This is a genomic window from Streptomyces lunalinharesii (assembly GCF_039532155.1).
Classification (GTDB): domain Bacteria; phylum Actinomycetota; class Actinomycetes; order Streptomycetales; family Streptomycetaceae; genus Streptomyces; species Streptomyces lunalinharesii.
Map to the genome: position 1 here is coordinate 124176 of NZ_BAAARK010000018.1, position 23285 is coordinate 147460.

General features: G+C 71.8%; 21 protein-coding genes. 9 read left to right on the forward strand and 12 right to left on the reverse strand.

Annotation, left to right across the window (positions count from 1 at the left end; translation table 11 throughout):
• Positions 1-9: 9 nt before the first annotated feature.
• Complete coding sequence (gene kdpB / locus ABD385_RS25160) at positions 10-2304, reverse strand: potassium-transporting ATPase subunit KdpB (RefSeq protein ID WP_344580069.1); 2295 nt, start codon at positions 2302-2304, stop codon at positions 10-12.
• 358 nt (positions 2305-2662) lie between these two features.
• Between kdpB and ABD385_RS25165 the strand changes: the two genes are divergently transcribed.
• The 3 genes from ABD385_RS25165 (at position 2663) to ABD385_RS25175 (ending at position 6132) form a co-directional block, all read left to right on the forward strand.
• The gene (locus tag ABD385_RS25165) at positions 2663-4525 is read left to right on the forward strand and encodes a glycoside hydrolase family 15 protein (protein ID WP_344580071.1); all 1863 of its coding nucleotides are present in this window, start codon (positions 2663-2665) and stop codon (positions 4523-4525) included.
• 289 nt (positions 4526-4814) lie between these two features.
• Positions 4815-5285 (forward strand): DIP1984 family protein, encoded by a 471-nt coding sequence (locus ABD385_RS25170; RefSeq protein ID WP_344580073.1) that lies wholly within the window; start codon positions 4815-4817, stop codon positions 5283-5285.
• Between the two features lie 559 nt (positions 5286-5844).
• Positions 5845-6132: a GNAT family N-acetyltransferase gene (locus tag ABD385_RS25175; RefSeq protein WP_425585467.1), complete on the forward strand. Its 288-nt coding sequence runs from the start codon at positions 5845-5847 to the stop codon at positions 6130-6132.
• 382 nt (positions 6133-6514) lie between these two features.
• On the opposite strand, the gene ABD385_RS25180 is transcribed toward ABD385_RS25175, so the two are convergent.
• Complete coding sequence (locus ABD385_RS25180) at positions 6515-7249, reverse strand: hypothetical protein (RefSeq protein ID WP_344580074.1); 735 nt, start codon at positions 7247-7249, stop codon at positions 6515-6517.
• Between the two features lie 173 nt (positions 7250-7422).
• On the reverse strand, positions 7423-8334 hold the full coding sequence (locus tag ABD385_RS25185) for an alpha/beta fold hydrolase (protein WP_344580076.1): 912 nt from the start codon (positions 8332-8334) through the stop codon (positions 7423-7425).
• Between the two features lie 197 nt (positions 8335-8531).
• Here ABD385_RS25185 and ABD385_RS25190 point away from each other — a divergent pair, with 197 nt between their 5' ends.
• Positions 8532-9287: a TetR/AcrR family transcriptional regulator gene (locus tag ABD385_RS25190; protein WP_344580077.1), complete on the forward strand. Its 756-nt coding sequence runs from the start codon at positions 8532-8534 to the stop codon at positions 9285-9287.
• 88 nt (positions 9288-9375) lie between these two features.
• Entirely contained in the window at positions 9376-10251 is an 876-nt protein-coding gene (locus ABD385_RS25195; protein ID WP_344580079.1) for an acyl-CoA thioester hydrolase/BAAT C-terminal domain-containing protein, read from the forward strand.
• Between the two features lie 48 nt (positions 10252-10299).
• Here ABD385_RS25195 and ABD385_RS25200 read toward each other — a convergent pair whose 3' ends face one another.
• The 5 genes from ABD385_RS25200 to ABD385_RS25220 form a co-directional block, all read right to left on the reverse strand.
• Positions 10300-10533, reverse strand: coding sequence for a polysaccharide deacetylase family protein (locus tag ABD385_RS25200; protein WP_344580081.1), 234 nt, complete (start codon positions 10531-10533; stop codon positions 10300-10302).
• Between the two features lie 39 nt (positions 10534-10572).
• Positions 10573-11205 carry a GNAT family N-acetyltransferase gene (locus ABD385_RS25205; protein WP_344580082.1) on the reverse strand — a complete coding sequence of 211 codons (633 nt, stop codon included), beginning with the start codon at positions 11203-11205 and terminating at the stop codon, positions 10573-10575.
• A 145-nt stretch (positions 11206-11350) separates the two neighbouring features.
• The gene (locus tag ABD385_RS25210) at positions 11351-12580 is read right to left on the reverse strand and encodes a cytochrome P450 (protein ID WP_344580083.1); all 1230 of its coding nucleotides are present in this window, start codon (positions 12578-12580) and stop codon (positions 11351-11353) included.
• Positions 12581-12645: 65 nt separating this feature from the next.
• Positions 12646-14013, reverse strand: coding sequence for an NAD(P)/FAD-dependent oxidoreductase (locus tag ABD385_RS25215; RefSeq protein WP_344580084.1), 1368 nt, complete (start codon positions 14011-14013; stop codon positions 12646-12648).
• Positions 14003-14224: a ferredoxin gene (locus tag ABD385_RS25220; protein ID WP_344580085.1), complete on the reverse strand. Its 222-nt coding sequence runs from the start codon at positions 14222-14224 to the stop codon at positions 14003-14005. The genes ABD385_RS25215 and ABD385_RS25220 overlap by 11 nt, the downstream gene beginning before the upstream one ends.
• Before the next feature lie 603 nt (positions 14225-14827).
• On the opposite strand from ABD385_RS25220, the gene ABD385_RS25225 reads away from it, so the two are divergent.
• Together ABD385_RS25225 and ABD385_RS25230 are read left to right on the forward strand one after the other, a co-directional pair.
• Positions 14828-16033: an acyltransferase family protein gene (locus tag ABD385_RS25225; RefSeq protein ID WP_344580087.1), complete on the forward strand. Its 1206-nt coding sequence runs from the start codon at positions 14828-14830 to the stop codon at positions 16031-16033.
• Positions 16034-16124: 91 nt separating this feature from the next.
• Positions 16125-16397 carry a hypothetical protein gene (locus ABD385_RS25230; RefSeq protein WP_344580088.1) on the forward strand — a complete coding sequence of 91 codons (273 nt, stop codon included), beginning with the start codon at positions 16125-16127 and terminating at the stop codon, positions 16395-16397.
• A gap of 55 nt (positions 16398-16452) precedes the next feature.
• Here ABD385_RS25230 and ABD385_RS25235 read toward each other — a convergent pair whose 3' ends face one another.
• Together ABD385_RS25235 and ABD385_RS25240 are read right to left on the reverse strand one after the other, a co-directional pair.
• A complete protein-coding gene (locus tag ABD385_RS25235) occupies positions 16453-17685 on the reverse strand; it encodes an FAD-dependent oxidoreductase (RefSeq protein WP_344580090.1) in 1233 nt (410 codons plus the stop codon).
• A gap of 80 nt (positions 17686-17765) precedes the next feature.
• Complete coding sequence (locus ABD385_RS25240; protein ID WP_344580092.1) at positions 17766-19040, reverse strand: serine hydrolase domain-containing protein; 1275 nt, start codon at positions 19038-19040, stop codon at positions 17766-17768.
• A gap of 277 nt (positions 19041-19317) precedes the next feature.
• On the opposite strand from ABD385_RS25240, the gene ABD385_RS25245 reads away from it, so the two are divergent.
• Positions 19318-19689: a hypothetical protein gene (locus ABD385_RS25245; RefSeq protein WP_344580094.1), complete on the forward strand. Its 372-nt coding sequence runs from the start codon at positions 19318-19320 to the stop codon at positions 19687-19689.
• Positions 19690-19848: 159 nt separating this feature from the next.
• Here the strand turns inward: ABD385_RS25245 and ABD385_RS25250 are convergent, their stop codons facing one another.
• Positions 19849-21069 carry a hypothetical protein gene (locus ABD385_RS25250; RefSeq protein ID WP_344580095.1) on the reverse strand — a complete coding sequence of 407 codons (1221 nt, stop codon included), beginning with the start codon at positions 21067-21069 and terminating at the stop codon, positions 19849-19851.
• Positions 21070-21367: 298 nt separating this feature from the next.
• Positions 21368-22330, reverse strand: coding sequence for a LysR family transcriptional regulator (locus tag ABD385_RS25255; RefSeq protein ID WP_344580096.1), 963 nt, complete (start codon positions 22328-22330; stop codon positions 21368-21370).
• Positions 22331-22411: 81 nt separating this feature from the next.
• Here ABD385_RS25255 and ABD385_RS25260 point away from each other — a divergent pair, with 81 nt between their 5' ends.
• A complete protein-coding gene (locus tag ABD385_RS25260) occupies positions 22412-23275 on the forward strand; it encodes an alpha/beta fold hydrolase (RefSeq protein ID WP_425585473.1) in 864 nt (287 codons plus the stop codon).
• Positions 23276-23285: the final 10 nt, after the last annotated feature.

Below are 23285 nucleotides of genomic sequence, written 5' to 3' on the forward strand. Positions count from 1 at the left end.
GCGCCGCCGTCACCCCAGTCCGGGAATCCCCGAAATCACCAGGTCGATCAGCTTGATGCCGACGAACGGCGCCACCAGCCCGCCCAACCCGAAGAACGCCAGGTTGCGGCGCAACAGGTCGTGTGCGGACGCCGGCCGGTAGCGCACCCCGCGCAGCGCCAGCGGAATCAGCGCCACGATCACCAGCGCGTTGAAGATGATCGCCGAGGTGATCGCCGACGTCGGACTGTGCAGCTCCATCACGTTCAGCGCGGACAGTCCCGGATACACCCCCGTGAACATCGCCGGGATGATCGCGAAGTACTTGGCCACGTCATTGGTGATCGAGAAGGTCGTCAACGCCCCGCGGGTGATGAGGAGTTGCTTGCCCACCTCGACGATCTCGATCAGCTTGGTCGGGTTGGAGTCGAGGTCGACCATGTTGCCGGCCTCCTTCGCGGCGGAGGTGCCGGTGTTCATCGCCACCCCCACGTCGGCCTGGGCCAGCGCCGGAGCGTCGTTCGTCCCGTCACCGGTCATCGCCACCAGCCGGCCGCCCGCCTGCTCCCGGATGATCAGGCCGAGCTTCTCCTCCGGCGTGGCCTCCGCCAGGTAGTCGTCCACCCCCGCCTCGTGGGCGATCGCCGCGGCCGTCAGCGGATTGTCACCCGTGACCATCACCGTCCGGATGCCCATCCGGCGCAGCTCGGCGAACCGGTCCCGGATGCCCTCCTTCACCACGTCCTTGAGGTGCACCACCCCCAACACCCGCGGGCCCCGCCGGTCCTCCACCGCCACCAGCAACGGCGTCCCGCCGGACGCGCTGATCGCATCGCTGAACAGCCGTGCCTCCACCGGCACTTCGCCGCCCCGCTGCGCGACCCACTCGACGATCTGGGCCGCCGCCCCCTTGCGGAGCACCACCTCGCCCGGATACCCCGACGGCCGCTGCGGCCCGCCCGCGGCACCGGACGGCCCGCCGGTGGCCGCCCGCGCCGTTCCGGACCCCACCGTTCCGGACGCTGCCGATCCGGACCCGTCCGACCAGCGCAGGTCCACCCCGCTCATCCGCGTCCGCGCACTGAACGCCACGTACCGGACGAACGACAGCTCCCCCTCGTCCGGCGCCCGCAACCCGTACTTCGCCCGGGCCAGGGCCACCACGGAACGTCCCTCCGGCGTCTGGTCCGCCAGCGACGACAGCGCGGCGGCATCGGCCAGCGCCAGCTCGTCCAGCCCCGGCAGCGGCACGAACGCCACCGCCTCCCGGTGACCGAGGGTGATGGTCCCGGTCTTGTCGAGCAGCAGCGTGTTGATGTCGCCGGCGGCCTCCACCGCACGACCGGACATGGCCACCACGTTGCGCTGCACCAGGCGGTCCATCCCGGCGATCCCGATCGCCGACAGCAACGCCCCGATGGTCGTCGGGATCAGCGTCACCAGCAACGCCACCAGCACCGCCGTCTGCTGGGCGGCGCCCGCGTACGTCGCCATCGGCTGCAGCGTGACGACCACCAGGAGGAAGATGATGGTCAGCGCCGCCAGCAGGATGTGCAGCGCGATCTCGTTCGGCGTCCGCTGCCGGGCCGCACCCTCCACCAGCGCGATCATCCGGTCCAGGAACGAGTGCCCGGACCGCGAGGTGATCCGGACGACGATCCGGTCCGACAGCACCGTCGTCCCGCCCGTCACGCCGGACCGGTCCCCGCCGGCCTCCCGGAGCACCGGCGCCGACTCCCCGGTCACCGCGGACTCGTCGACGCTCGCCACCCCCTCGACGACCTCGCCGTCCGCCGGGACCGGCTCGCCGGCGGCCACCAGCACGAAGTCGAACGGCCGGAGGTCGGACGCCGGCACGGTCTCGGTGACGGCGCTGTCGAGGTGGACGCCGACCCGCCAGTTGTCCCGCAGCCGCCGGGCCGTGAGATCCGTCCGGGCCCGCCGCAGCGACGCCGCCTGCGCCCGGCCCCGGCCCTCCGCGACCGCCTCCGCGAGCTGCGCGAACAGGACCGTCAGCCACAGCCAGCCACTGATCACCCAGCTGAACACCGACGGCTCCAGCACCGCGGACAGCGTCGTCAGCAGCGAGCCGCACGCCACGACGAAGAGCACCGGATTCGCGGCCAGGGCCCGCGGATGCAGCTTGCGCAACGCCTCCGGCAGGGCCGTCAGCAGCACCCGGGGATCGAACAGGCCGGCCGACGCCCGTCGTCGCCGCCCCCGGCGGCCGCCGCCCCCGGACGCGCCCCGGGCGGGGGCCCCGCCCGGGCCGGGCACCGGCTCGGTCTGCGGGAGGGTGGGAACACGGGACGGGGCAGCAGGCATGCGAGTGCTTTCTGGACGACGGGCACGCTGAGGAGGCCGCGAAGACGTCGGACGGGGAGCTGCGCATGCGCCATCAGACGGCCCTTGACCTGCGCGTCCGCCGCCCGTGACCGTCTCCCGGCCGGCACCGAATCTAGGGCCTCGGCCACCGGCACAGGGCCGGCCGCGAACGGAATTTGCGGCTCTCTTACGGCCTTGGCCAGGGCTTGTCCCCATCGGCGACCGGGCCGGCTCCTGGCCTGCCACCGGGCCGGCCCGCCGCCCGGCCCGGGCCGCCGGGCGGACGGGCGGTGCGCGGTGCCCCGGAGGTAGCCTGAATCCACTGCTCCCGCTCGTCCCCCAGCGCAGGGGAGGATCGATGACGACGTCCACGGGGCCCACGGCGGCACGCACCGAGAGCCTCCGCCCCAGCAGAGCCGACGCCCCCCGCTACGTCCCGATCGCCGAACACGGCCTGATCGGCGACATGCGCACCGCCGCCCTCGTCGGCACCAACGGCACCATCGACTGGTACTGCTGCACCCGCTTCGACGCCCCCAGCGTCTTCGCCGGCATCCTCGACGCCGAGCGTGGCGGGGCCTTCGAACTCGCCCCGGACGTGCCGGCCCGCACCAAGCAGTTCTACTTCCCCGACACCAACATCCTCATCACCCGGTTCTTCGCGGACCACGGCGTCGGCGAGGTCCAGGACTTCATGCCGATCGTCGGCGACTCCCGCGAGGCCGACCGGCACCGGCTGATCCGCCGGGTGCTGTGCGTCCGCGGCTCCCTCCCCTTCTCCGTCCGCGTGGCCCCCCGCTTCGACTACGGCCGGCAGGGCCACACCGTCCACACCCACCACAACGGCGTGACGGTCTTCGACTCCCCGGACCTCTCCCTGGCCCTGACCGCCAGCGTGCCCGTCGTACCGGACGGACCCGACGCCTGCGCCTCCTTCACGCTCGCCGAGGGCGATGCCGCCGTCTTCGCGCTCGACCGGATCGGCGACGGCGTCGAGCCCCGGTTCTGCGCCGTGCGGGAGGCCGAGCAACTCTTCGGCGCCACCGTCCGCTACTGGCGCAGCTGGCTCGCCCACTCCCGCTACCGCGGACGCTGGCGGGAGATGGTGCACCGCTCGGCGCTCACCCTCAAACTGCTCACCTACGCACCGACCGGCGCCATCGTCGCCGCCCCCACCACCAGCCTGCCCGAGCAGATCGGCGGCGAGCGCAACTGGGACTACCGCTACGCCTGGGTCCGGGACGCCGCCTTCTGCATCTACGCCCTGCTCCGCCTCGGCTTCACCGACGAGGCGAAGTCCTTCGTGCACTTCCTCTCCACGAAGATCTGTCTACAGGACTGCGTGCGCGGCCCGCTCCAGATCATGTACGGGATCGACGGCCGCAGCGAGCTGCCCGAAGCCGAACTCCCGCACCTGGAGGGTCATTTGGGATCGGCTCCGGTGCGGATCGGCAACGCCGCCGTCGACCAGCTCCAACTCGACATCTACGGTGCGCTCATCGACTCCCTCTACCTCTACGACAAATGGGGAGAGCCGCTCTCCAGCGACCACTGGGACACGGTCTGCGGTCTGGTGGACTGGGTGTGCGCCAACTGGGACCAGCCCGACGAAGGGATCTGGGAGACCCGCGGCAAGATCCAGAACTTCCTGTACTCCCAACTGATGTGCTGGGTGGCCATCGAACGCGCCATGCGGATCGCCCGCCACCGCGGACTGCCCGCGGACATGCCCCGCTGGTCCCAGGCCCGCGACGCGATCTACCAACGCATCATGCGGCGCGGTTGGTCCACCGAGCGGCAGGCGTTCGTCCAACACGAGGGCGCCGACGTATTGGACGCCTCGGTGCTGATGATGCCGCTGGCCAAATTCATCTCGCCGACCGATCCGAAGTGGCTGACCACCCTGGACGCGCTCGGCGACGAACTGGTCTCCGACTCCCTCGTCTACCGCTACGACCCCCGGCACAGCCCCGACGGGCTCCGCGGCGAGGAGGGCACCTTCTCGATCTGCTCGTTCTGGTACGTGGAGGCGCTCTCCCGGGCCGGCCGGGTGGACGAGGCCCGGCTCGCGTTCGAGAAGATGCTCACCTACGCCAACCACCTCGGCCTGTTCGCCGAGGAGATCGGCCACACCGGCGAGCAGATCGGCAACTTCCCCCAGGCATTCACCCATCTCGCCCTGATCAGCGCGGCGTTCAACCTCGACCGGGCCCTCGGCTGACCTCCGCGACACCTGCGGGATCTCACATCCCGTGTCGGAATCTCGCGGTCGATGTCGGACGAAAGCCGGATCCGACATCGGCAGCGAGACACCGCATGTCCCGTCGCGCGGCAAATTTCGGATTCCCTCTCGTTCTCGTTCGTGCTGTCAGGTTCTTTTTCGTGGCGCCTGAGCGGCTCCCCGCTCTCACCCAGTGGCTGGTCAGCCTCCGGCGGATCAAAATCCAGGTGCATATGGGCCGGTTCGCACTCGTATACTCGTGCGAGTTCATGGAGGGGAGGCGGAGACAGTGAAGCTTGCTGAGGCACTGGCAGAACGTGCGGAGGCGACGCGCCGCGTAGAGCAACTGCGAGCGCGTGTCGTCAGCAGTGCGCGGTACCAGGAGGGGGAGACACCCGCCGAGGATGCAGCTCAGCTGTTGGCTGAGGCCAGCGAGGTGCTGGACGCCCTGGAAACGTTGATCCGGCGGATCAACCGCACCAATGCCACCGTGGAGATGGGGCCGGGCGGCACGCTCACCGATGCCCTCGCACGCCGGGACGTCCTGCGGTTGCGACACGCTGTGGTCACCGCAGCGGCGGACGCGGCGGCTGGTACGGGCGATCGAGGATACGGCCGGCAGCTTCGGTCCGAGCTGATGATGCTTTCCGCGCTTCCGGTCGCAGAACTACGTGGCCAGGCGGATGCGCTCGCCCGAGAGATCCGTGAGGTCGATGTGCGGATCCAGCGTGCGAACTGGGAGGTCGATCTGCTGGACTGAGTAGTCCGGCAATCCGGGACGATGTGGAGCAGGTAGCGGCTTCGGAGGCGTGCACACACCGAGGGCTGGCGGTTTTCCAGCCCACTCCTGGCGCGTGAAGAGCAACGCGGGGGTTCGACTCCCCTTATAACAGTGCAGCTCAGCACCGCGTACAGGTAACAGTGCACATCGCACAGCACATCACCACGTGCAGATCCGAGGCGGCGAGGGCGGGTTCGGGGCTTTCCACATCGCAGCACCATGAGGAACGGCGATCTCCGACGGACACTGTTGGTGATTCTGGTGGTGCTCCTGCATCTTTCGCGAACGAGACTTCCGCGAAAGCCGGGTCGGTTGAGAACGCTGGTCACCGGCGGCCTCAAACGACCCGGCAGCCGTGCAGGTCAGCAGCCCATCACACGCCAGACGCAGTGCGACAGGACGCCGCAGCTCACGCGTGGCCACCGGTTGTCCGGAAGTCCGTCCTCGACCGGAAATGCTTGGCCCGGGCGGGGGAGCGGTCGCTACCGTCACGCCAGCGCGAGAGGCGCGTGATCACGGGACAGGGAGGTTGATGAATATGGCCGCCGTCGGCCGTCTCCTGTTCTGGCCGCCCAGCGAGGGAACCCTGGAAATCGGATACGGCATCGTGGCCTTCCGCCGCGGCCGGGGCTATGCCTCCGAGGCCACCCAGTCCCTGGCGGAGTTCGCTCTCACCGCACCGGACGTCCACGCCGTGTCCGCCAGCGTCGAACTGTCGAACCCGTCCTCCACCCGGGCGCTGGAGAAGGCCGGCTTTCACCGGTGGGCCACCGAGGAGAACACAGCCCGGTTCAGGCTCACGAGCCTGGACCACGACCAGCGCTGAACCCTGGGGCCCTGGAGGCACGGCCTCCGGGGCCCGCCACCGTCGCACAGCCTGCGCGGGCGCTGCGGAAAAGACACGGCCGTGAGATGGACTGCTCCGGCCGAGCCGCGAGGGGGCCCAGGGCCAGCGAACCCGTGGGCGGCTGCGTAGGAACTGATGGGCGGACGTAGGGGTGCGAGGGGTGGGTGTGAGACGTGGTCCGTCATGTCGGGCTCCCCGCGAGTCGGTGATGAGGGGGCGGCGGAAGGCGTCCGCCGCCGTCGCTGGCACCTCCTCATTGCAGCACCGCGCCCGGGCACGGGGCATCGGAGCGTGGGGGGAACTGCCGTGTCCACCCGTGGGTTGATCGGCGCGGAAGGTCGGCCCGAGGTGGTGCGGTCCGTCAGGCGTCGCCGGGCAGCAGGTGTTGGTTGACCTGACGGAACGCCCAGGTTCCGGCGGTGTGGGTGAACACCCACACCAGGTCGAAGCGGTCCGGCCAGGTGTCGGGGACGCCGCTGTCGGACGCGCCGAGCGCGGAGACGATGTCGGGGATGCGGCTGTGCTCCCAGCAGATCAGGACCGGTCCGGTGGCGCCGAGCGCGGCCTTCGCGAGCTTGCCCTCCTCGGACTCGGCGAAGTCGAGGTCGAGCGGCAGGCCCATGTGGTGGGCGAGCGGGGTGACGGTCTGACGCATCCGGTGCGCGCCGGCGTTGGGACCCTGGTCGGTCGCGGCGTAGAGCGTGCGCGGGCGCTGGAGGCCGGTCGGGAGCGGCTTGCCCGCGGGCGGGTCGAAGAGCTTGGGCAGCGCATTGGCCCGGTCCCAGCCGCGGCGGGTGAGCGACTTGTGGTCCTCGTGGCCGTGTTCGTCGATGCCGGGGTGGTGCTTGTCGGGCTTCTCGCCGTGCCGGATGATCATGATCACCGTGGAGTTTCCGGGGGCGGGCTTCCCGGCGCCGTGCGTGCTGAGGGAGGCGGCGGCTCCCTTGTGGCCACCGCAGGCCGCGAGCACGGCCGGGGCCGCCGCTGCCAGGCCCGCCAGCACCCACCGGCGCCCCACCAACGAGCGGTCGGCGGCGGGCGGCGCGGCGGTCGTGGGAGCGGGGGACGTGCCGTCGGATGTCGGGGAGTGCGACATGAACACGGTCTCCTTCGTGCAACGGAAGGGCAGGGGTGGTGCTGCGGCAGTAGAGCACGCTGCCGTGAGGATGCCCGGCCAACGGTTGCGTCAAGGTGCAAGTGGGGCCGCGGGAGTCGAGGATCGCCGCCCATCCCTGCGCGGGCGACGGAGGCCGAGGGGGCCGGTCGGCGTCACCCGTCGGCGAGGCGGCGCACCTGGCGGGCGACGTCGTCCCAGACCGGTTCCGGCAGGTCGTGGCCCACCCCGGGGAGGGGAACGAAGCGTGCGCCCGGGATGCGGGCGGCGACCGCCCGGCCCGCCGACGGTTTGACGAGGGGATCGTCCAGACCGTGCAGGACCAACGTCGGCACCGCGATGCGTTCGATGCCGGGCCCGCTCCACTGGGCGCCGATCTGCCGGCTCTGGCTGTGGGCGTCCCGGAAGCCCGGGTCGGGGGCGGCGGCCAACACGGCCCTGATCGCCTGCTCGTCGAACGGGTGGGTGGGGGAGTGGAGGAGGCGGGCGAGCGCCACCCCGGATTCCACGTGCCCTTCGGGAGTGCGGGAGCGGCCCAGGCGGGCGAGCCGGGCGAGGGTGCGCAGGCGGATGTGGCGCAGGGTGGCCGGGCCGGCGCTGTCGCCGGGGACGGCCGAGACGGAGGTGAGGGTACGGACGCGCCCGGGGTGGCGCAGGGCGATGCGCTGCGCCACCGCACCGCCCAGCGACTGGCCGAAGAGGTGCGCGGAGTCCCAGCCCAGGGCGTCCAGTACGGCCACGGCGTCGTCGGCCATGTCCTCGGCGGTGTAGGCGTCGCCGCGCTTGCGCAGCAGCGCGGCGATCGGCCCGGAGCCGGCGGTCGGCGGCAGGTGCGTCGATTCGCCCACGTCCCGTTGGTCGTAGCGGGCGACCGCGAACCCGCGGGCGGTCAGCGCCCGGGCCAACCCGGTGGGCCACCAGTGCCGGGCTACGCCCAGACCGGTCACCAACAGGAGCGGTTCGCCACTCGTGTCCTCGGGCGTCAACCGGTCGTACCCGAGCCGCACTTCACCGTTGGACGCCCACTGGGTCGGGCTCCATACGGGCGACGGTGCCTGGTGGCTCATCGCCTTCCCTCCTTCCGTCGCGGACTCCTCGGCCCGCCCGGCCGCGGCAACCGTTCGTCCTGCGGTCGTGTCGTGCGGGGTCACGGTTCCTCCGTCCTCGGGCGCATGGCGCACACCATACCGCGAACACCGTTCGCGGTTATGGAGTGATAATTATCAGCAGAGGACCGGGTTACGGAAGGGGCGGGTGAGGTGCGGTGGCCGACGAGGAGGATCGGGCGACGGAGGCCGTGGTGGTCTGGGAACGTCCCGAACGGGGCGCCCGGGGGCCCGCGCCCGAGCGGAGCCGCGAGCAGCTCACCGCGGCCGCGATCGGGCTGGCGGATGCCGGCGGGCTGGCCGCGGTCTCCGTCCGGCAGGTGGCCCGGGAACTGGGCACCGGACCCGCGTCGCTCTACCGGTACGTGGCCGGCCGCGACGACCTGGTGGACCTCATGGTGGACGCCGCCACCGGGGAGGTCGACCTCGACGTCGGGCTGACGGGAGATCCGGTGGTCGACCTGCTCGGGTTGGCCGCCCGGACGCAGGAGGTCCACCTGCGGCATCCGTGGCTGTTGGAGGTGGCACCGGAGGCCCTGCGGACCGGGCCGCGGGGGCTGGACCACCTGGAGTACGCGCTGCGCGCGTTGGAGCCGGTGACGGAGCTGACCGGGCCCGGCAAACTGGAGGCGGTGGCCGTGTTGAACGCCCTGGTCGCCATGTTGTCCGCGGTCGAACTCCGCGCCCGCCGGTCCCCCACGGGCCGCCAGGCGGCACAGTCCGCCTATCTGGACGCCGTGGTCGCACGCGGCGGACATCCGCTGCTGGCCGGGGCGTTGGCCGACGGAGCGGTGCGCGAACCGGCCGCCGCCGGCCACCCCGGCACCGAGGTCCCGCCCAGAGCCGCGGCCCCCTTCGAACGAGTGGTCCGCCGCGTGCTCGTCGGCCTGCTCGCGCCCGAACCGGCGGCCTAGCGCCGCATCAGCCCACCGTTGTCGTCATCAGGCCGGGCCGGTCATTCTTGGGGTGGTCTACGGGACGAGTCCGTGCGGAGGAGGGGCAGTGGACGTCATTGAGCGCGCGGTCAATGCGCACTGCGAGGGCGTGATCGTGGAGCCCGTTGGGGGCAGTGCGGTGGGCGTGCTGGTGCTGGCCGGTTCGAGCGGTCGCATCGAAACCGACCGCTGCCGCCTGCTCGCGCGCACCGGCATGACTGCGCTGTCGATCCGATGGTTTGGTGGTGAAGGGCAACCCGCTGGAATCTGCGAGATTCCACTGGAGACCTTCAGCACCGCGATCGATCTGCTGCGGTCCAAGGGGGCGAAGAGGATAGGTGTGCTCGGGGCGTCCAAGGGCGCCGAAGCCGCCCTGCTCCTCGCCGTCCACGATCCGCGGGTTGATGCGGTGGTCGCGTTGTCGCCCACCTCCGTGGTCTGGGCGAACGTCGGCCCTGGTTCCGACGGGAAGACCTACCCCTATCGCTCGTCGTGGACGTGGCGGGGGGAACCCGTCCCGTTCGTCTCCTACGACGACAGTTGGGCCCCGGTGGAGACACCGGGGGAGCCCACTGCCTGCCGAACGCTCTACGAGCGCAGTCGGCGGGCCTCGGACGAGGCAGCGAGGCAGGCCGTGATCCCCGTCGAGCGGTCCACCGCTGAGATTCTGCTCGTGGCGGGTGGCGACGACGAAATGTGGCCGTCGTTGCTGTTCGCGCAGGAGCTGGCGTCACGCCGCGCTGCGGCGGGTGGCACCGCCCGGGTCATCAGTGCGGCGGACGCCGGACATCGCCCGCGGTTGCCGGGGGAAGGGCCGGCCGCTCCTTCCCACCGGTTCCGCTACGGCGGTACCGCCGAAGCCGATGCCGACCTCGGCGCGAAGGCATGGCCTGCCGTCGTGGGCCTGCTCGCAGGACCTGTCGTCTTGGGCAGCTGGTGTTGAAGTCGTCGACCACGTCGACGTGTTGAACCCAGGCCCAGCTGGTGAACGTCATCTCCGCGATCTTCGCCGCCAGATGCCCACCCGCGGACCGTAGTCGCGCCAGCCGTAGTTGAGCGGGTCCGGGGCGAGTCCGGCGGTGCCGGGGAAGATGCTCGTCGACGGGCGGTCGACCTGGTAGTGCTCGACGTTCAGCCCGACGTAGAAGGCGATCCGGGCGCCGCCCGGCCAGGAGATCGGGTCCCGTTCGGTGATCGGGCTGTAGTCGTAGAGCTGGTTGTCCATGGGAGTCACTTCGTGGCCGTAGTGGTGCGGGGGCGCCGGCTACGGGCGGTGGACGCAGGCCGCGAGTCCTGCGCGCCGCTGCCAACCGAGCGCTTCGTACAGGGCGCGGCCCTCGTCGGTGGCGCCCAGGACGCCGAGCGTCGCCCCCTGGGCCACGGCGCGGTCGGCGAGCGTGCGCATCACGAAGCCGCCCAAGCCGCGCCGGCGGTGCGCCTCCTCGGTCACCACCCGGTCGACGACGGTGGCCGGCCCGAGCACGGTCATCTGCCCCTTGGCGGCGAACGCGCCGTGTGCGTCGTGGACTTGGACGTACGTGACGCCGGCCGCGGTCTCCACGGTCGCGCGGTAGCCGTCGGGTGCCGTCGGGCGCGTGGTCCGCAGGTCCGTGGCCATCAGGTGGCCCGTCTCCTCCTTGTCCACCACCCAGCCCTCCGGGAGCCAGGGCTCGGCCGTCGCGGTCTCCACGGGCAGCTTCAGCCAGGTGTGCGGGGCGGTCGCCGATGCGGTGGCCGCCCGCACCGCGTCCGCGTCGGGGTCGGGCAGGACGTGGCGGCCCGTCTGCTCGGGAAGCCCGACGTCGATGTAGAGCCCCCAGGGGTGTTCGACCGCCCGGGGGCGCTGACGCGAGACGACCCAACCGGCCGCCCAGATCCTGACGAGTTCCGGAACCATCGAACCCTCCCCGAGTAAGTGCTGCCCAACGGCAGTGCACATTACATCGTGGGGGTGCGGGCGGCAGGTGGTTTTGCCACCGACGGGGAGGGGACGGCGGTCCCGGGCCTTCTGGGGCCCCGTGGGCCCGGGCCTCGTGGCGGCCCTACGCGCCCGGCCCGGCCTCGCCGTCGCCGGCGACCAACAGGTGCCGGGGCCCGCGCAGGATGGGGCTGTGCCGGTAGGGCGGCGGGTCCTCGACCAGGCGGGGGGCGTCCAGGCCGTGCAGCAACACGGTCAGCGCGACCTGCGTTTCGATGCGGGCCAGCGGGGCGCCGAAGCAGTTGTGGACGCCGCTGCCGAAGCCGAAGTGCTGGTTGTCCCGGCGGGCGGGATCGAAGTGGTCGGCGTCCTCGAACCGCAGCGGATCCCGGTTGCCGGACGCCAGGACGAGGAACAGCGGCGCGCCCTGAGGGATGGTCACCCCGCCGACCTCGATGTCGGTCAGCGGCGTGCGCTGCGGCAACATCTGCACCGGCGGCTCGAACCGCAACAGTTCCTCCACGGCCGACGGCATCAGCTCCGGCTGCCGACGCAACCGTTCCAGCGCCTCCGGACGGCGCAGCAGGGTGAGCATGCCGTTGGTGATGAGGTTGACCGTCGTCTCGTGCCCCGCGATCGTCAGCAGGGTCAGCGTCGTCATCAACTCCGGTTCGGTGAGGCGGCCTTCGGGGCCGTCGTCGTGCACCAGGGCCGAGATCATGTCGTCGGCCGGGCGCTCCCGTCGGCGCTCGGCCAGCGCGCCCAGGTACCCGGCCATCGCTACCCGGGCCTGCGCGGCCGCGCGGAGCCTGCCGTCCGGATCGTCGTCGGGGGAGCGGTCCAGGGAGGCGATGATGGTGTCGGTCCAGCCGCGGATCTCGGGCATGTCCTCCTTGGGGACGCCCAGCAGCCGACAGATCACGGTGACCGGCAGCGGGTAGGCGAAGTCGTCCACCAGGTCGATCCGGTCCCGGCCCCGGAGGCCGTCGACCAATTCCCGGGCGACGTCCACGATGTCGTCGTGCAGTGCGTCGATCCGGCCGGGGGAGTGGGGCGGGCCGAAGGGGCGCATCGCCAACCGGCGGAGCCGGTCGTGTTCGGGGTCGTCGACGCCGATGAAGGACGGCGGCAGGCCCTCGGGCCGGTCCCGCAGGTCGGGGTGGGTGCGGTGGCGCACGTCCGAGCTGATCCGCGGATCGTGCAGCAGCGCGGCGATCTCGTGGTACGTGCCGACCAGGTAACTGCCGTCGTCCTGCCGGGCCACACCGTGCTCGCGGAGTTCGGCGTAGAGCGGATAGGGGTCGGGGCGGTTGGCGTAGGCGGTGATCCGCTCCAGAAGGGTCTCCGTGGACATCAGCGCGGCTCTCCTCGTCGAGGGCGGGGGCGAAGCGGCGGGCGGACCGTGGCCCGAAACGGCGGTCAGTCCATCGGGCGCACCACGGCCAGGCGGCGGTCCGGTAGGTGACCGGTGAGCGCGACGGTCGGGCCGTGCGAGAGCACCCTCGGGTCCGGGACGTCGGACGGGACGACCTTCGGCGCCGCGGGCCGGTCGGCGGCGCCCGGTTCGGGCGGGAACGGCGCCGCGGTCTCGATCAGATGCCGGTAGTGCTCCAGCCACTTGGCGCGGTTGACGCTGACCGCGGCCGTGATCCGGCCGCGGTAGCCGTAGACCACGACCAGCCGGCCCTCCTCGACCGAGCCCTGGGCGACGGTCACCTGGTCCGAGAAGGTCGGGACACCGACGGACTTGATGTTCAGCCCGAACTGGCTGGACCAGAAGGCCGGCACCGCCAGGTGCGGGCGGCGCCGCGGCCCCGGGTTGACCATGTTGTGCGCCGCCACCGCGGCCTGCTCCACGGCGTTGCCCCAGTGCTCCAGCGCCAGCATCTGGTACTCGAAGAGCGGATGCGGGAAACGGGCCACGTCACCGGCGACGAACACGTCGTCGGTGACGATCCCGTACATGTCGAAGGCCCGGCACCCGGCGTCACAGGCCACGCCCCGCGGGCCCGCGGCGAGACCGGTGTCGGCCAGCCATTCGGTGTTGCGGACGGCGCCCAGGGCGACCACCGCGACGTCGGCGTCGATCCGGCTGCCGTCGGACAGCTCGGCGCCGGTCAGCCGTCCGCCGTCGCCGGTGAGCGAGGTGACCGTCACCCCGCAGCGCAGATCGACGCCGTGCGCGCGCTGCAACCGCGCGGCGAACGCCCCCAGCGTGCCCCCGAGCGCCCCGACCAGCGGCGCCGGTCCCCGCTCGGCGACGGTCACCGCCAGGCCGCGTTCCCGGCAGGCGGAGGCGATCTCCGAGCCGGTGAAACCGGCCCCGATGACCAGCACCCGTCGCGGTCCGGCGTCCAAGCGCTCGGCGAGCCGGCCCGCGTCGTCGACGGTCCGCACCGTCAGCACTCCGTCCAGGCGGGACTCTTCGGGGTGCGGCCAGGGGCGGGCCCGGGTTCCCGTGGCGATCAGCAGGCGGTCGAACGGGAGTCGTTCGCCGTTTCTCAGCAGCACTTCCTTCGCGGTCGGATCGAGACCGCTGGCCCGTACGCCCAGCTTCCACCGGGCGTCGACCGCGCGACGAGCCGGCAGCCCGACGTCCGCCGCTGACACCCGGCCCAGCAGCACCTGCTTGGACAGCGGCGGGCGGTCGTACGGCGGATGCGGTTCGTCGCCGACCAGGGTGAGGTCCCCGGCGAACCCCTCGTCCCGCAGGGTCTCGGCCGCGCGGAGTCCGGCCAGGGACGCGCCGACGATGACGATGCGTCCGCGCTTGAGGTCACCGGACATCGGTGCCCGCCTCCGCGCCGGCCCGTTCCCCGACGAGGATGGCCTGCACCGGGCAGGCCGCCGCTGCCCGACGGACGCGTTCCGCCTGGTCGTCCGGGGGCGTCGGGGCGTACAGCAGGGCCTCCTCGCCGTGCAGCTCGAAAACCCGTGGCGCGAGGAACACGCACTGTGCGTACCCCTGGCACCGGTTGAGGTCGACCACGATCTGCATGTCCGCACCGTTCCTCCGCGCGAGCCGTCCCCTCCGTCCTACTCGTCCGCGGCGGGCGGCGCGGGCGGTGCTGGGCCGGAGGGGTGTGCACGGCGAGTGAGGGCGGCGGGGCCGGGGCACCCGGTGGCACGGGGCGCGTGGCGACCGGACGGGGTTTCCGCCGCGGGCTCCGTGGCCGGTCCCGTCGCCGGTCCCGTCGGAATCGCCGGGCGCCGTGGCGGGATTTCGTCCGCTCCGTCAAATGTGCGCCGAACCCTTATGGCGCAGCATGGGAATACGGGACGGTGGGAAGGTTTCCGAAGAGCGAAGTATCGGCGAACGACAGTGCCGGGCGGGGTCCACGGCGGCGGAACTATGAGTTCCGGATAGCGTTCCCCCGGCGTTCCGGCCGGGCGCGACGGTCGATCGGCGGGTATCGGGTATCCGAATTGACCCGTATTCGCCCGTGACATCCTGCATCGGTCGAAACGTCATTCGCGGGGCGCTCGATGTGCGACGCGGACAAAATCTTTGCGATCATTTCAATCGAACTTGCCTCCTCCGTCCCGGCCGTGAGATGGGATGGAGTGGAACGCTGCCCGACGAACTGTGAGGAAACACGGGATGCCCTTCGCTCTGCCTGGAACTCTGGCCGCACCAGGGAAGGGGCAGGGGCAATCCAGACTCTATGTCCTGGACGGACTGCGCCTCGTGGCGGCGCTGATGGTCCTGGCGTATCACTACATCACCCTCCGTGATGGCTGGGGCAATGATCCGCATGCGATCTCGCCGACGATCTACCACCTCTCGCAATTCGGCTGGCTCGGCGTCGAAGTCTTCTTCCTGATCAGCGGATTCGTCATCTGCATGAGCGCCTGGGGGCGTTCGCTCGGCGACTTCGTGAAATCCCGCGTCTCCCGCCTGTACCCCGCGTACTGGGTCGGGGTCCTGCTCACCGCGGCCGTGCTGATGATCTGGCCACGGGTCCGCAGCGCGGACAATCTGGAAACAGTCCTGACAAACCTCACCATGCTCCAGCAGGGCGTGGGAGTCTCCGACCTCGACGACGTCTACTGGTCGCTCTTCGTCGAGCTGAAGTTCTACCTGCTCTTCGCCCTCGTCGTGTACCGCGGGGTCACCTATCGCCGGTGCGTGCTCTTCTGCGGATTGTGGACGGTGGCCGGAGTCGTCGCCCTCAAGGCCAACAGCAACTTCCTCTCGGTGTGGGCGATCGCCCCCTACTCGCCCTATTTCATCGCGGGCATCGCCTTCTATCTGATGTACCGCTTCAAGCCCACGCTGCTCCTCTGGGCGATCGTCGCGGTCGAATTCCTGCTGGCCCAGCACTACGTCCGCGGCCGGTTGGTGATGAACGTCGGAGCCAAGGCGGACATGGCGCACGGCTGGCCGGCCCGGGTGGGCGTCATCCTGGCCTTCGCCGTCATGGCGGCCATCGCCCTCGGGGTATTCAACAAGGTGCAGTGGCGCTGGCTGTCGACCGCCGGGTCATTGACGTACCCGTTGTACCTCCTGCACATGTACATCGGATTCACCCTCATCGACCTGCTGCGCAACAAGATGCCGGCACCCGTCCTCCTGCTCTCCATCGTCGCGTTCATGCTGCTCGTTTCCTACGTCGTTCACCGACTGGTGGAAAAGCCCCTGAGCAAATGGCTGCGCAACGGAATCCAAAAGGGCTTGCAGGAAATGCGTAGGAATTCCAAGAGCCAGGTCGCCTCGGAATCCGACACCGGCGGAACGACGCCGGGCGCCCCGCAGAATTCCGCCGCCGAGAATTGCCGCGTGGGGACACAGCGCCCCTCCTCGTGACGTCGGGGCGGGACGGGGCGGCTGGTGCGCGCCACCCCGCCCCGTATCCCGCTGATTGCCAGTCCAGTGGGGTACGGGGCACCCTTACGTCATGTCATACGTACGACTCGAAGCGTGGATCGGCGGGGAATGGCTGGAGGTGGACGCGGTGAGCGTCACCGTGGAGGAGTCCGCGCTGACCTTGTCGTTCGAGCGCCAGCGGACCGAAGCCGGATACCGGAGCATGATCTGGGAGCCGCTGGAGCACTTCCTGCGGGAGTACCGCGAGGAGCCGGTCGTGGTCGTCCCGCTCGGCCGCAGCCTGCCCGTGATGTACGCACCCGGAGCGGCCGGCCCCTTCCGGCTGGCCGAGGTCACGGAATGAGGGAGCGGCCCGCGTGACGCGGGGGTGACGGGGCGCGCGCCGCCCCGTCACCGCCTCACCGCACCGACTCGGCCGGCGGGCGCTCGCGCACCGCACCGTAGGCCAGGAAGTACGCCGGGACCTTGCTCAGCCACCGGGACGTGGTGAGCCGGTCGGCGACCCACTGGGCCCGTCGCGGGTCGTCGAACGGCGGCCGGCCCGCCAGCACCGGGGCGATCACCCGGGAGTGGGCGAGTCGCTGTAGGCCCTGCGTCAACGCCGCGGTCGGCCAGCGGCGGCGCTGCACGGCACGGACGTCCGACAGGCCGACCGCGCCGGCCCGCAGCGGACCGACCAGGTGCCGGGCGGCCGCCACCGCGTCCTCCACCGCGAGGTTGATGCCGATCCCGAACACCGGCGACATCGCGTGCGCCGCGTCGCCGATGCACAGCAGCCCCGGGCGGTGCCAGCGCCGCAGCCGGTCCAGCCGGACGTCGAGCAGTTTGACCTCGTCCCAGGAACCCAACGCCCGCACCCGGTCGCCGAGCCAGGGCGCGGCCGAGGCGTAGTTCGCCGTGAACGCCTCCAGGCCCGCGGCACGCCGTGCGCGGTCCGTGCCCTTGGGGATCAGCGCGGCGCACTGCCAGTACTCCCCGCGGTCGATCAGCGCGGCGAGCAGCCGGTCGCCGGCGCCGCCCACCAGCCCGTGCGGGTCGCCGTCGTGGCGCGGCAGCCGGAACCACCAGGCGTCTATCGGGCAGCGGAAGGCCCGCAGCCCGAGTTCCGGCAGGGACCGGGCGAGCGAGCCCCGGCCGTCGCAGGCCACGGTGAGCGTGGCGCGCAGTTCGCCGGTCCGCCCGTCGGCCGTGCGGTACCGGACCCCCGCCACCCGGCCGCGCTCCTCGACGTACGACGTCACCTCGGTGCTCATCCGCACGGAGAACGACGGTTCGCGCCGCGCCTCGTCGGCCAGCAGTTCGAGCAGGTCCCACTGCGGCACCATCGCGACGTAGTTGAACCGGCCGTGCAGCGCGGCGATGTTCCCCACGGTCGTCAGCGAGCCGTCCGGGCCGAGCGGCAGCTGAACGGCCGTCACCCGACGCTGCGGCAACTGGGCGAAGCGGTCGCTCAGCCCCAACTCGTCCAGCAGCGCCAGGGTGGAGGGGTGCACGGTGTCCCCGCGGAAGTCGCGCAGGAAGTCTCCGTGCTTCTCCAGGACCGTCACGGCCACCCCGGCCCGCGCCAGCAGCAGGCCGAGCACCATGCCCGCCGGTCCGCCGCCCACCACACAGCACGTCGTCCGTTCCACCACAACAGCTCCCTTCCCAAGCGGCCCGGGCCCGACGCTCGCGCCGCCACCGGCACGAATACCCCGGATCGCACCGGGACTCAGCCCCGCACCGACCCGTTTGCCGCGTCCCGGGCGTCGCACAGGGCGTGGTCGATCAGTCCGGTCGTCGCCCGGATCTGGCGGACGGCGGTGTCGGGGTCGCCGGGACGGCTGTGCAGGGAGACGGTGACGGTGGTGCGGCCGTCGGGGGTGGAGGCGGGCCACACCATGTAGCCGTACCCGTCGCCGCCGTGGCCCCAGTAGCCGCCGCCGCAGGTCAGCGGGGTCCAGGAGAGGCCGAGCCCGTAGCGGCTGCCCGGCGGCGTGCCCGGGTCGTCGGGCACCGCCACCGCCCGGCGCATCTCGGCGAGCTGGGCGGGGGCCAGCAGCCGGCCTCGGGCCAGCGCCGCGAAGAACGCGTTGGTGTCCGCGGTCGAGCTGATCAGCGCACCGTCGGCGTCCCCGTCGAACGGCAGGTACGCCACGGTGGTGTCGATCAGCGGGGCGCCGGGCGCGAACTGCTGGTAGTCGGTGGCGTGCGGGCGCGGGAGGTACGGGTCGTCGCCTGGCGCGACGGTGTGCGCGAGGTGGAGCGGGCGCAGGATGCGGCTGCGCACCTCGTGCTCCCACGAGCGGCCGGTGACCGCCCGGATCACCATGCCGGCCAGGACGTAGTTGGTGTTGGAGTACTGCCAGCGGGTGCCCGGCGCGAAGGCGGGCGGGTGGCGCAGCGCGAGCGCGACGCGCCGCGCGGAGGAGTACGTCGTCCAGCGGTCGCGGTGGTACTCGGCGGCGCTGGGGTGCGGGGCGACCTCACCGACGTAGTCGGGCAGCCCGCTGGTGTGCTGGAGCAGTTGGCGCACCGTGATCCGCCGCCCGTCGTTGCCGTGACCGCGCACCACGCCGGGCAGCCACCCGTCCACCGTGTCGTCGAGCGACAACCGCCCCTCGCCCACGAGTTGGAGCACCACCGTCGCCACGAACGTCTTGGTGTTGCTGCCGATCCGGACGTAGCCGTCCCGCGGTACGGGCGCACCGGTGGACAGGTCGCCGGTGCCGCTGCGGACGGTGCGCGTGCCGCGGTCCGTGGTCAGTCGCACCACGACGCCGGTGACGCCGGCGTCGCGGACCGCGTCGGCGTCCCGTTGGAGTCGGGAGGGGGATGCCTGGGCGGTGGGCTCCGGGGTGCCTGCCCGGGCGGCGGGGGCGAGCCCGGCCAGCAGGAGGGTGGCGGCGCTGAGGAGCGCGGCGGTCGCCCGGCCGGGCAGGCGCCGCCCGGCCACCCCTGGGGCACGCCGGTCGCTGGATTTCGGGACGCGCACGGTCATCGGCATGGGGCCACCGTAGGGACGATCGGGGCTGGTGGGACATGCTGCTGGCCGGTGGGGTCGGGGTGGGGTTGTCCCCCTGGCGAACGGGACGTACGGCATTCGGTGTTGCGGCCGGGAACGTAACCCGCAATATGCGCCTCTTGTGTGGTGGGTCGTCACAACGACCTTTAAACAAGGGGAGGAAACAATGACCGAGCAAGTGCAGAAGAGCGGGAGCGGGCGCGCGGCGCGGGGGATCTTCGGACGTCGTGGCGTCGGCCGCCTCGCCACGGTGGGTGCCATGGGTGCAGCCGTGGCCGTACTGGCCGTGACCCCGGCGTTCGCCAAGGGCAGCGCCACCCTCAACGCGTCACCCGGCACCGTCAAGGTTGGCCAGAACGTGCACCTCACCGGGCACGGCGACAGCGACGCCCTCCGGTACGCCGAGTTCTGCGCCCAGCAGCGCGTCGGCACCAGTGGTGCCTGGCACACCGTCAAGTGCGGCAAGGTCGTGGCGATGGAAGGCGTCGATGCCAAGGTCGACGCGACGGTCAAGGCCACGCACCGCGGCGTCCTGCAGTTCCGCGGCGTGCTCTTCGGCGTCGACGGACCGCACGGCGGCCACCCGAGCGCGGACTTCCACACCGCGGTGCGGACCGTCCACGTGCGCTGACCCGGCGCTGAGCAGTGCCCTCCGGTGATCGGCGCCGGCCACCGGAGGGCACGCCGAAGGACGGCGGACCGGGTCCGCCGAGGAAGGCGGTCGTCGCCCCCGCACGGGAGCGGCGACCGCCCGTCGTCGGGCGGGCCGGCCGCAGGTCTCGGGCCGTGCTTACGTGGCGGTCCGGCCCATGCGGACGGGACGGCGGTCCTGCGGGCGCTGCAAGGCCCGGAAGTCGTCGAACACCGCGTAGTTGTGCGGCAGTTCGCCGGCGGCGGAGTGCTGGACGGTGCGGTTGGCGTACAGGCTGTTCAGGAGCCACGGCTGCTTCTCGGGCCCCAGGTCGCGCACCATCGCCGCCGCCTGGGCGATGCCGTACGTGGCGACGGCCAGGCGACCGGTGCTGCGGAACCTGTCCACCTGGTCCCGCATGAAGTGCCTGTGGCTCTCGTACCAGGCGCTCATCGAGAGGAAGTCCCGCCACTGCTGCTCGGGGACCGGGTGCGCGACCGCCTGCTTCAGGAACTGCCACACCTTCAGGTCCGCGGGCAGCCCGTACCGGTGGGCGAACGGCGCGGGGACGGTACTGCCCATGTGCTTCTTCCAGAGCAGCACCAGGGAGAACTCGGTGACGAGGAACCGCTGGTCGGCGCGGAGTCGGGGAAGCACGTAGTCGACGTACTTCTGGGCGCCTTCCGCCGAGTCCACGTGCGGATGGATGTCCACTCCCTCGATCTCCCGGGTCTTCTTGACGAAGGCCAGCCAGCGTTCGGTGGCGGGCGTCTGCCCGCCCGGCCAGTCGAGGTGGTTCAGCGCCCCCATGTACAGGCGCGTCGGGCAACCGGACGGGAACTTCTTCCGGCGGTAGGCGATCACGTGCTCGGCGACCTTCTCGTAGAAGGCGTTCAGCCGTGCGTTCCGATCCGCCTCCCGGGTTTCGAGGAAGGGCTCATTGCCGATGGTGAGGATGTTCACCTTTCCCATCACGACGTCCAACAGCCGGTCCACCCGGGCGAGTTCGTCGTTCATCGCCTGGCTTCCCGGCGACGGTATGGGGCGGTGCACGTTCTGGAACTTCATCGACAGGAGCGTTCCGTAGCCCTTCCCCTGTGCCGTCAGGAGGGTCCGGACGGCCGGTTGGGCGGACACCGCGGCGTTGACGTCGGACATCGGGACGAACCCTCGCAGCCAGCTGGCGGAGAGCGCTTCCAGCGCGGAGAACGTCACGTCGGACGGGTCTTCGTTGAAGTTCGCACCCAGGACGCCCGCGGGGCCGCCGGCAACCCCTTCGCGGGTCGTCCCGCCCGGCCCGTCCTTCGGCGCCGCGGCGGCGTCGCGCTCCTTCCCGCTGCAACTCGCGATCAGCGGCGCCCCGGCCAGAACGGTCAGCATCCAGCGGCGTGAGCGAGGGGTGGGCGCTGCCGGCGTACGGGTCCCGGAAGTCAGCCGTTGCCTCATGGTTGTGCTCCTCGTTCCGTGCTGGCGGTTCTTGCTGCGTCCCGGAGGACGGGACGACGGCGGGCTCCGCTTCCGCACCGGACGCTCCCTCCCTCCGGACCAGCGACCGTACCTCCCGGCACGCCCCGCGGGCACGTCGACAAGTAGGGCAAGGCCGCCGCTCGGGGCACCAACCACCGCAATGCGCAAGTGATCTGACGGGCCAACGGGGCCGGTGCCTCTTTGCTGCTCGTCAGGGAGCATTGCGGGATCCGGGTTGCGGTACTCGCGTGTGGTTCAACCGCCGGTCGAGCGCGGCACCGACGTCGGGACAGTTCCGGCGGACGGTGTCGAGGAAGGCGCCCAGCGTCGGAGAGCGGTCCTGCTCGGCGAAGGACAGGACGAGGTCGGGCAGTGCCGTGCGCGGGGTCACCTCGCAGAAGCGGATGCCCGGGCGCGGGACCGACAGCATGCGGGAGGGTCCGAGGCCCACGCCGACCCCGCAGGCTGCCAGGCCGATGATCGTGTGCACGTCCCGGGCGACGGTCGCACCGTCCAGCGCGGCGGCGTCCTCGCCCAGCAAGGCGTGCAACCCGGCGGTGACCGCGGGCTCGTCCTCCCCGGCGGCCACGATCAACGGCTGGTGCCGTAGCTGCTTCAGGCTCACCGACGCCTGGCCCGCGTAGGGGTGCGCGCTGCTGACGGCGGCGATCAGATGGTCGTGCCCGATCGGGACGGACGCCAGGTGCTCGGCTCCGGCGCCCCGCGGCGGTCCGAGGGTGACGGCCACGTCGAGTTCTCCGGCGACGAGTGCGGTGGCGCTGCGGCTCGATGCCATCTCGTGCAGTTCCAGCCGCACATGGGGCCGCTCGCGGCCGAACCGGCCCAGGACGTCCGGCAGCGGGTCCAGCAGCGCGGAGGCGACGAATCCCAGGCGCAGTCGGCCCGTCTCGCCGCGCGCCGCGCGGCCGGCGTCCACCGTGGCCGCCGTCATCTCCTGAAGCGCCCGCCGCGCCCGGGCGAGGAACGCCTCGCCCGCGGCGGTGGGGAACACGCCCTGGCGCGTGCGGTCGAACAGCCGGGCCCCGGTCTCGCGCTCCAGGTCGGCGATCTGTTTGGACAGCGGGGGCTGCGCGATGCCCAGCGCCTGGGCCGCCCGGCCGAAGTGTCCGTGCTCAGCGAGGGCGAGCGCGTACCGCAGATGCCGTGCCTCCATGACCAGCTCTCCATACCCAGGAAATATCGCGGCTCAGCTTTCCATATCTTTTGGTGGATGATGCTGCCGGTCCGCACTGAGATGGGAGCCATGACACCACCCCTGAAGAACGACCTGACCCACACCGTTTTCGTCCTCGTCCACGGCGCCTGGCACGGCTCGTGGCAGTGGGCTGCGACGCAGCGCGCACTCACCGGTCTCGGCTCCGCGAGCGTGGCCGTCGACCTGCCGGGGCACGGCTTCGACGCCCCCCTGCCCACCGGGTACCTGCTGCCCGGCCGCCCCGGTCTGCTGACCGAGAAGTCGCGGCTCGCCGAGGTGACGATGGAGGACTGCGCCGCTGCCGTCCTGGACACGCTGCGCCGGGTCCGCCGCTACGGCCGTGTGGTGCTCGTCGCCCACAGCGCGGGCGGCGGCCCCGCGTCGCTGGCCGCGGAGCGCGCGCCCGAGCTGGTCGACCGCATCGTCTACCTCTCCGCGTTCGTCCCCGGCGGCCGCCCCCGCTTCTTCGACTACCTCGGCGCCCCCGAGAACGCCGCCGCACGGGGCCGGAGCCTCAACCTCGGTGATCCCGAGGCGCTGGGCGCCGTACGGATCGACCCACTCTCGCCGGACCCCGCCTACATCGAGGAACTGCGGCAGACGCACTACCACGACACGCCCGCCGACCGCTTCGACCGCTGGCGCTCCGCGCTCAGCCCCGACCTGCCGCTGGCCGTCCCGGCCACCCCGGTCGTCCTGACCGCGGCTCGGTGGGGTCGTATCCCCCGCACCTTCCTGCGCTGTGCGGAGGACCGGGCACTGCCGACGGCCGTGCAGGACCTGATGATCGCGGAGGCCGACCGGGCCGTGCCGGACGAGCCGTTCACCGTCCACACCCTGCCGGGCAGCCACAGCCCGTTCGCCGCCCGGCCACAGGAACTCGCCGAGGCCCTGGTCCGCTGAACGGCCGGCG

Bases quoted from the DNA above. Each gene is read 5' to 3' on its own strand.
- ABD385_RS25175 (WP_425585467.1), top strand. From the start codon at position 5,845: ATGGCCGCCGTCGGCCGTCTCCTGTTCTGGCCGCCCAGCGAGGGAACC.
- ABD385_RS25180 (WP_344580074.1), bottom strand. From the start codon at position 7,249: ATGTCGCACTCCCCGACATCCGACGGCACGTCCCCCGCTCCCACGACC.
- ABD385_RS25185 (WP_344580076.1), bottom strand. From the start codon at position 8,334: ATGAGCCACCAGGCACCGTCGCCCGTATGGAGCCCGACCCAGTGGGCG.
- ABD385_RS25245 (WP_344580094.1), top strand. From the start codon at position 19,318: ATGGGTGCAGCCGTGGCCGTACTGGCCGTGACCCCGGCGTTCGCCAAG.
- kdpB (WP_344580069.1), bottom strand. From the start codon at position 2,304: ATGCCTGCTGCCCCGTCCCGTGTTCCCACCCTCCCGCAGACCGAGCCG.
- ABD385_RS25220 (WP_344580085.1), bottom strand. From the start codon at position 14,224: ATGCAGATCGTGGTCGACCTCAACCGGTGCCAGGGGTACGCACAGTGC.
- ABD385_RS25215 (WP_344580084.1), bottom strand. From the start codon at position 14,013: ATGTCCGGTGACCTCAAGCGCGGACGCATCGTCATCGTCGGCGCGTCC.
- ABD385_RS25225 (WP_344580087.1), top strand. From the start codon at position 14,828: ATGCCCTTCGCTCTGCCTGGAACTCTGGCCGCACCAGGGAAGGGGCAG.
- ABD385_RS25200 (WP_344580081.1), bottom strand. From the start codon at position 10,533: ATGGACAACCAGCTCTACGACTACAGCCCGATCACCGAACGGGACCCG.
- ABD385_RS25210 (WP_344580083.1), bottom strand. From the start codon at position 12,580: ATGTCCACGGAGACCCTTCTGGAGCGGATCACCGCCTACGCCAACCGC.
- ABD385_RS25165 (WP_344580071.1), top strand. From the start codon at position 2,663: ATGACGACGTCCACGGGGCCCACGGCGGCACGCACCGAGAGCCTCCGC.
- ABD385_RS25260 (WP_425585473.1), top strand. From the start codon at position 22,412: ATGGGAGCCATGACACCACCCCTGAAGAACGACCTGACCCACACCGTT.
- ABD385_RS25255 (WP_344580096.1), bottom strand. From the start codon at position 22,330: ATGGAGGCACGGCATCTGCGGTACGCGCTCGCCCTCGCTGAGCACGGA.
- ABD385_RS25230 (WP_344580088.1), top strand. From the start codon at position 16,125: ATGTCATACGTACGACTCGAAGCGTGGATCGGCGGGGAATGGCTGGAG.
- ABD385_RS25250 (WP_344580095.1), bottom strand. From the start codon at position 21,069: ATGCTGACCGTTCTGGCCGGGGCGCCGCTGATCGCGAGTTGCAGCGGG.
- ABD385_RS25240 (WP_344580092.1), bottom strand. From the start codon at position 19,040: ATGCCGATGACCGTGCGCGTCCCGAAATCCAGCGACCGGCGTGCCCCA.
- ABD385_RS25205 (WP_344580082.1), bottom strand. From the start codon at position 11,205: ATGGTTCCGGAACTCGTCAGGATCTGGGCGGCCGGTTGGGTCGTCTCG.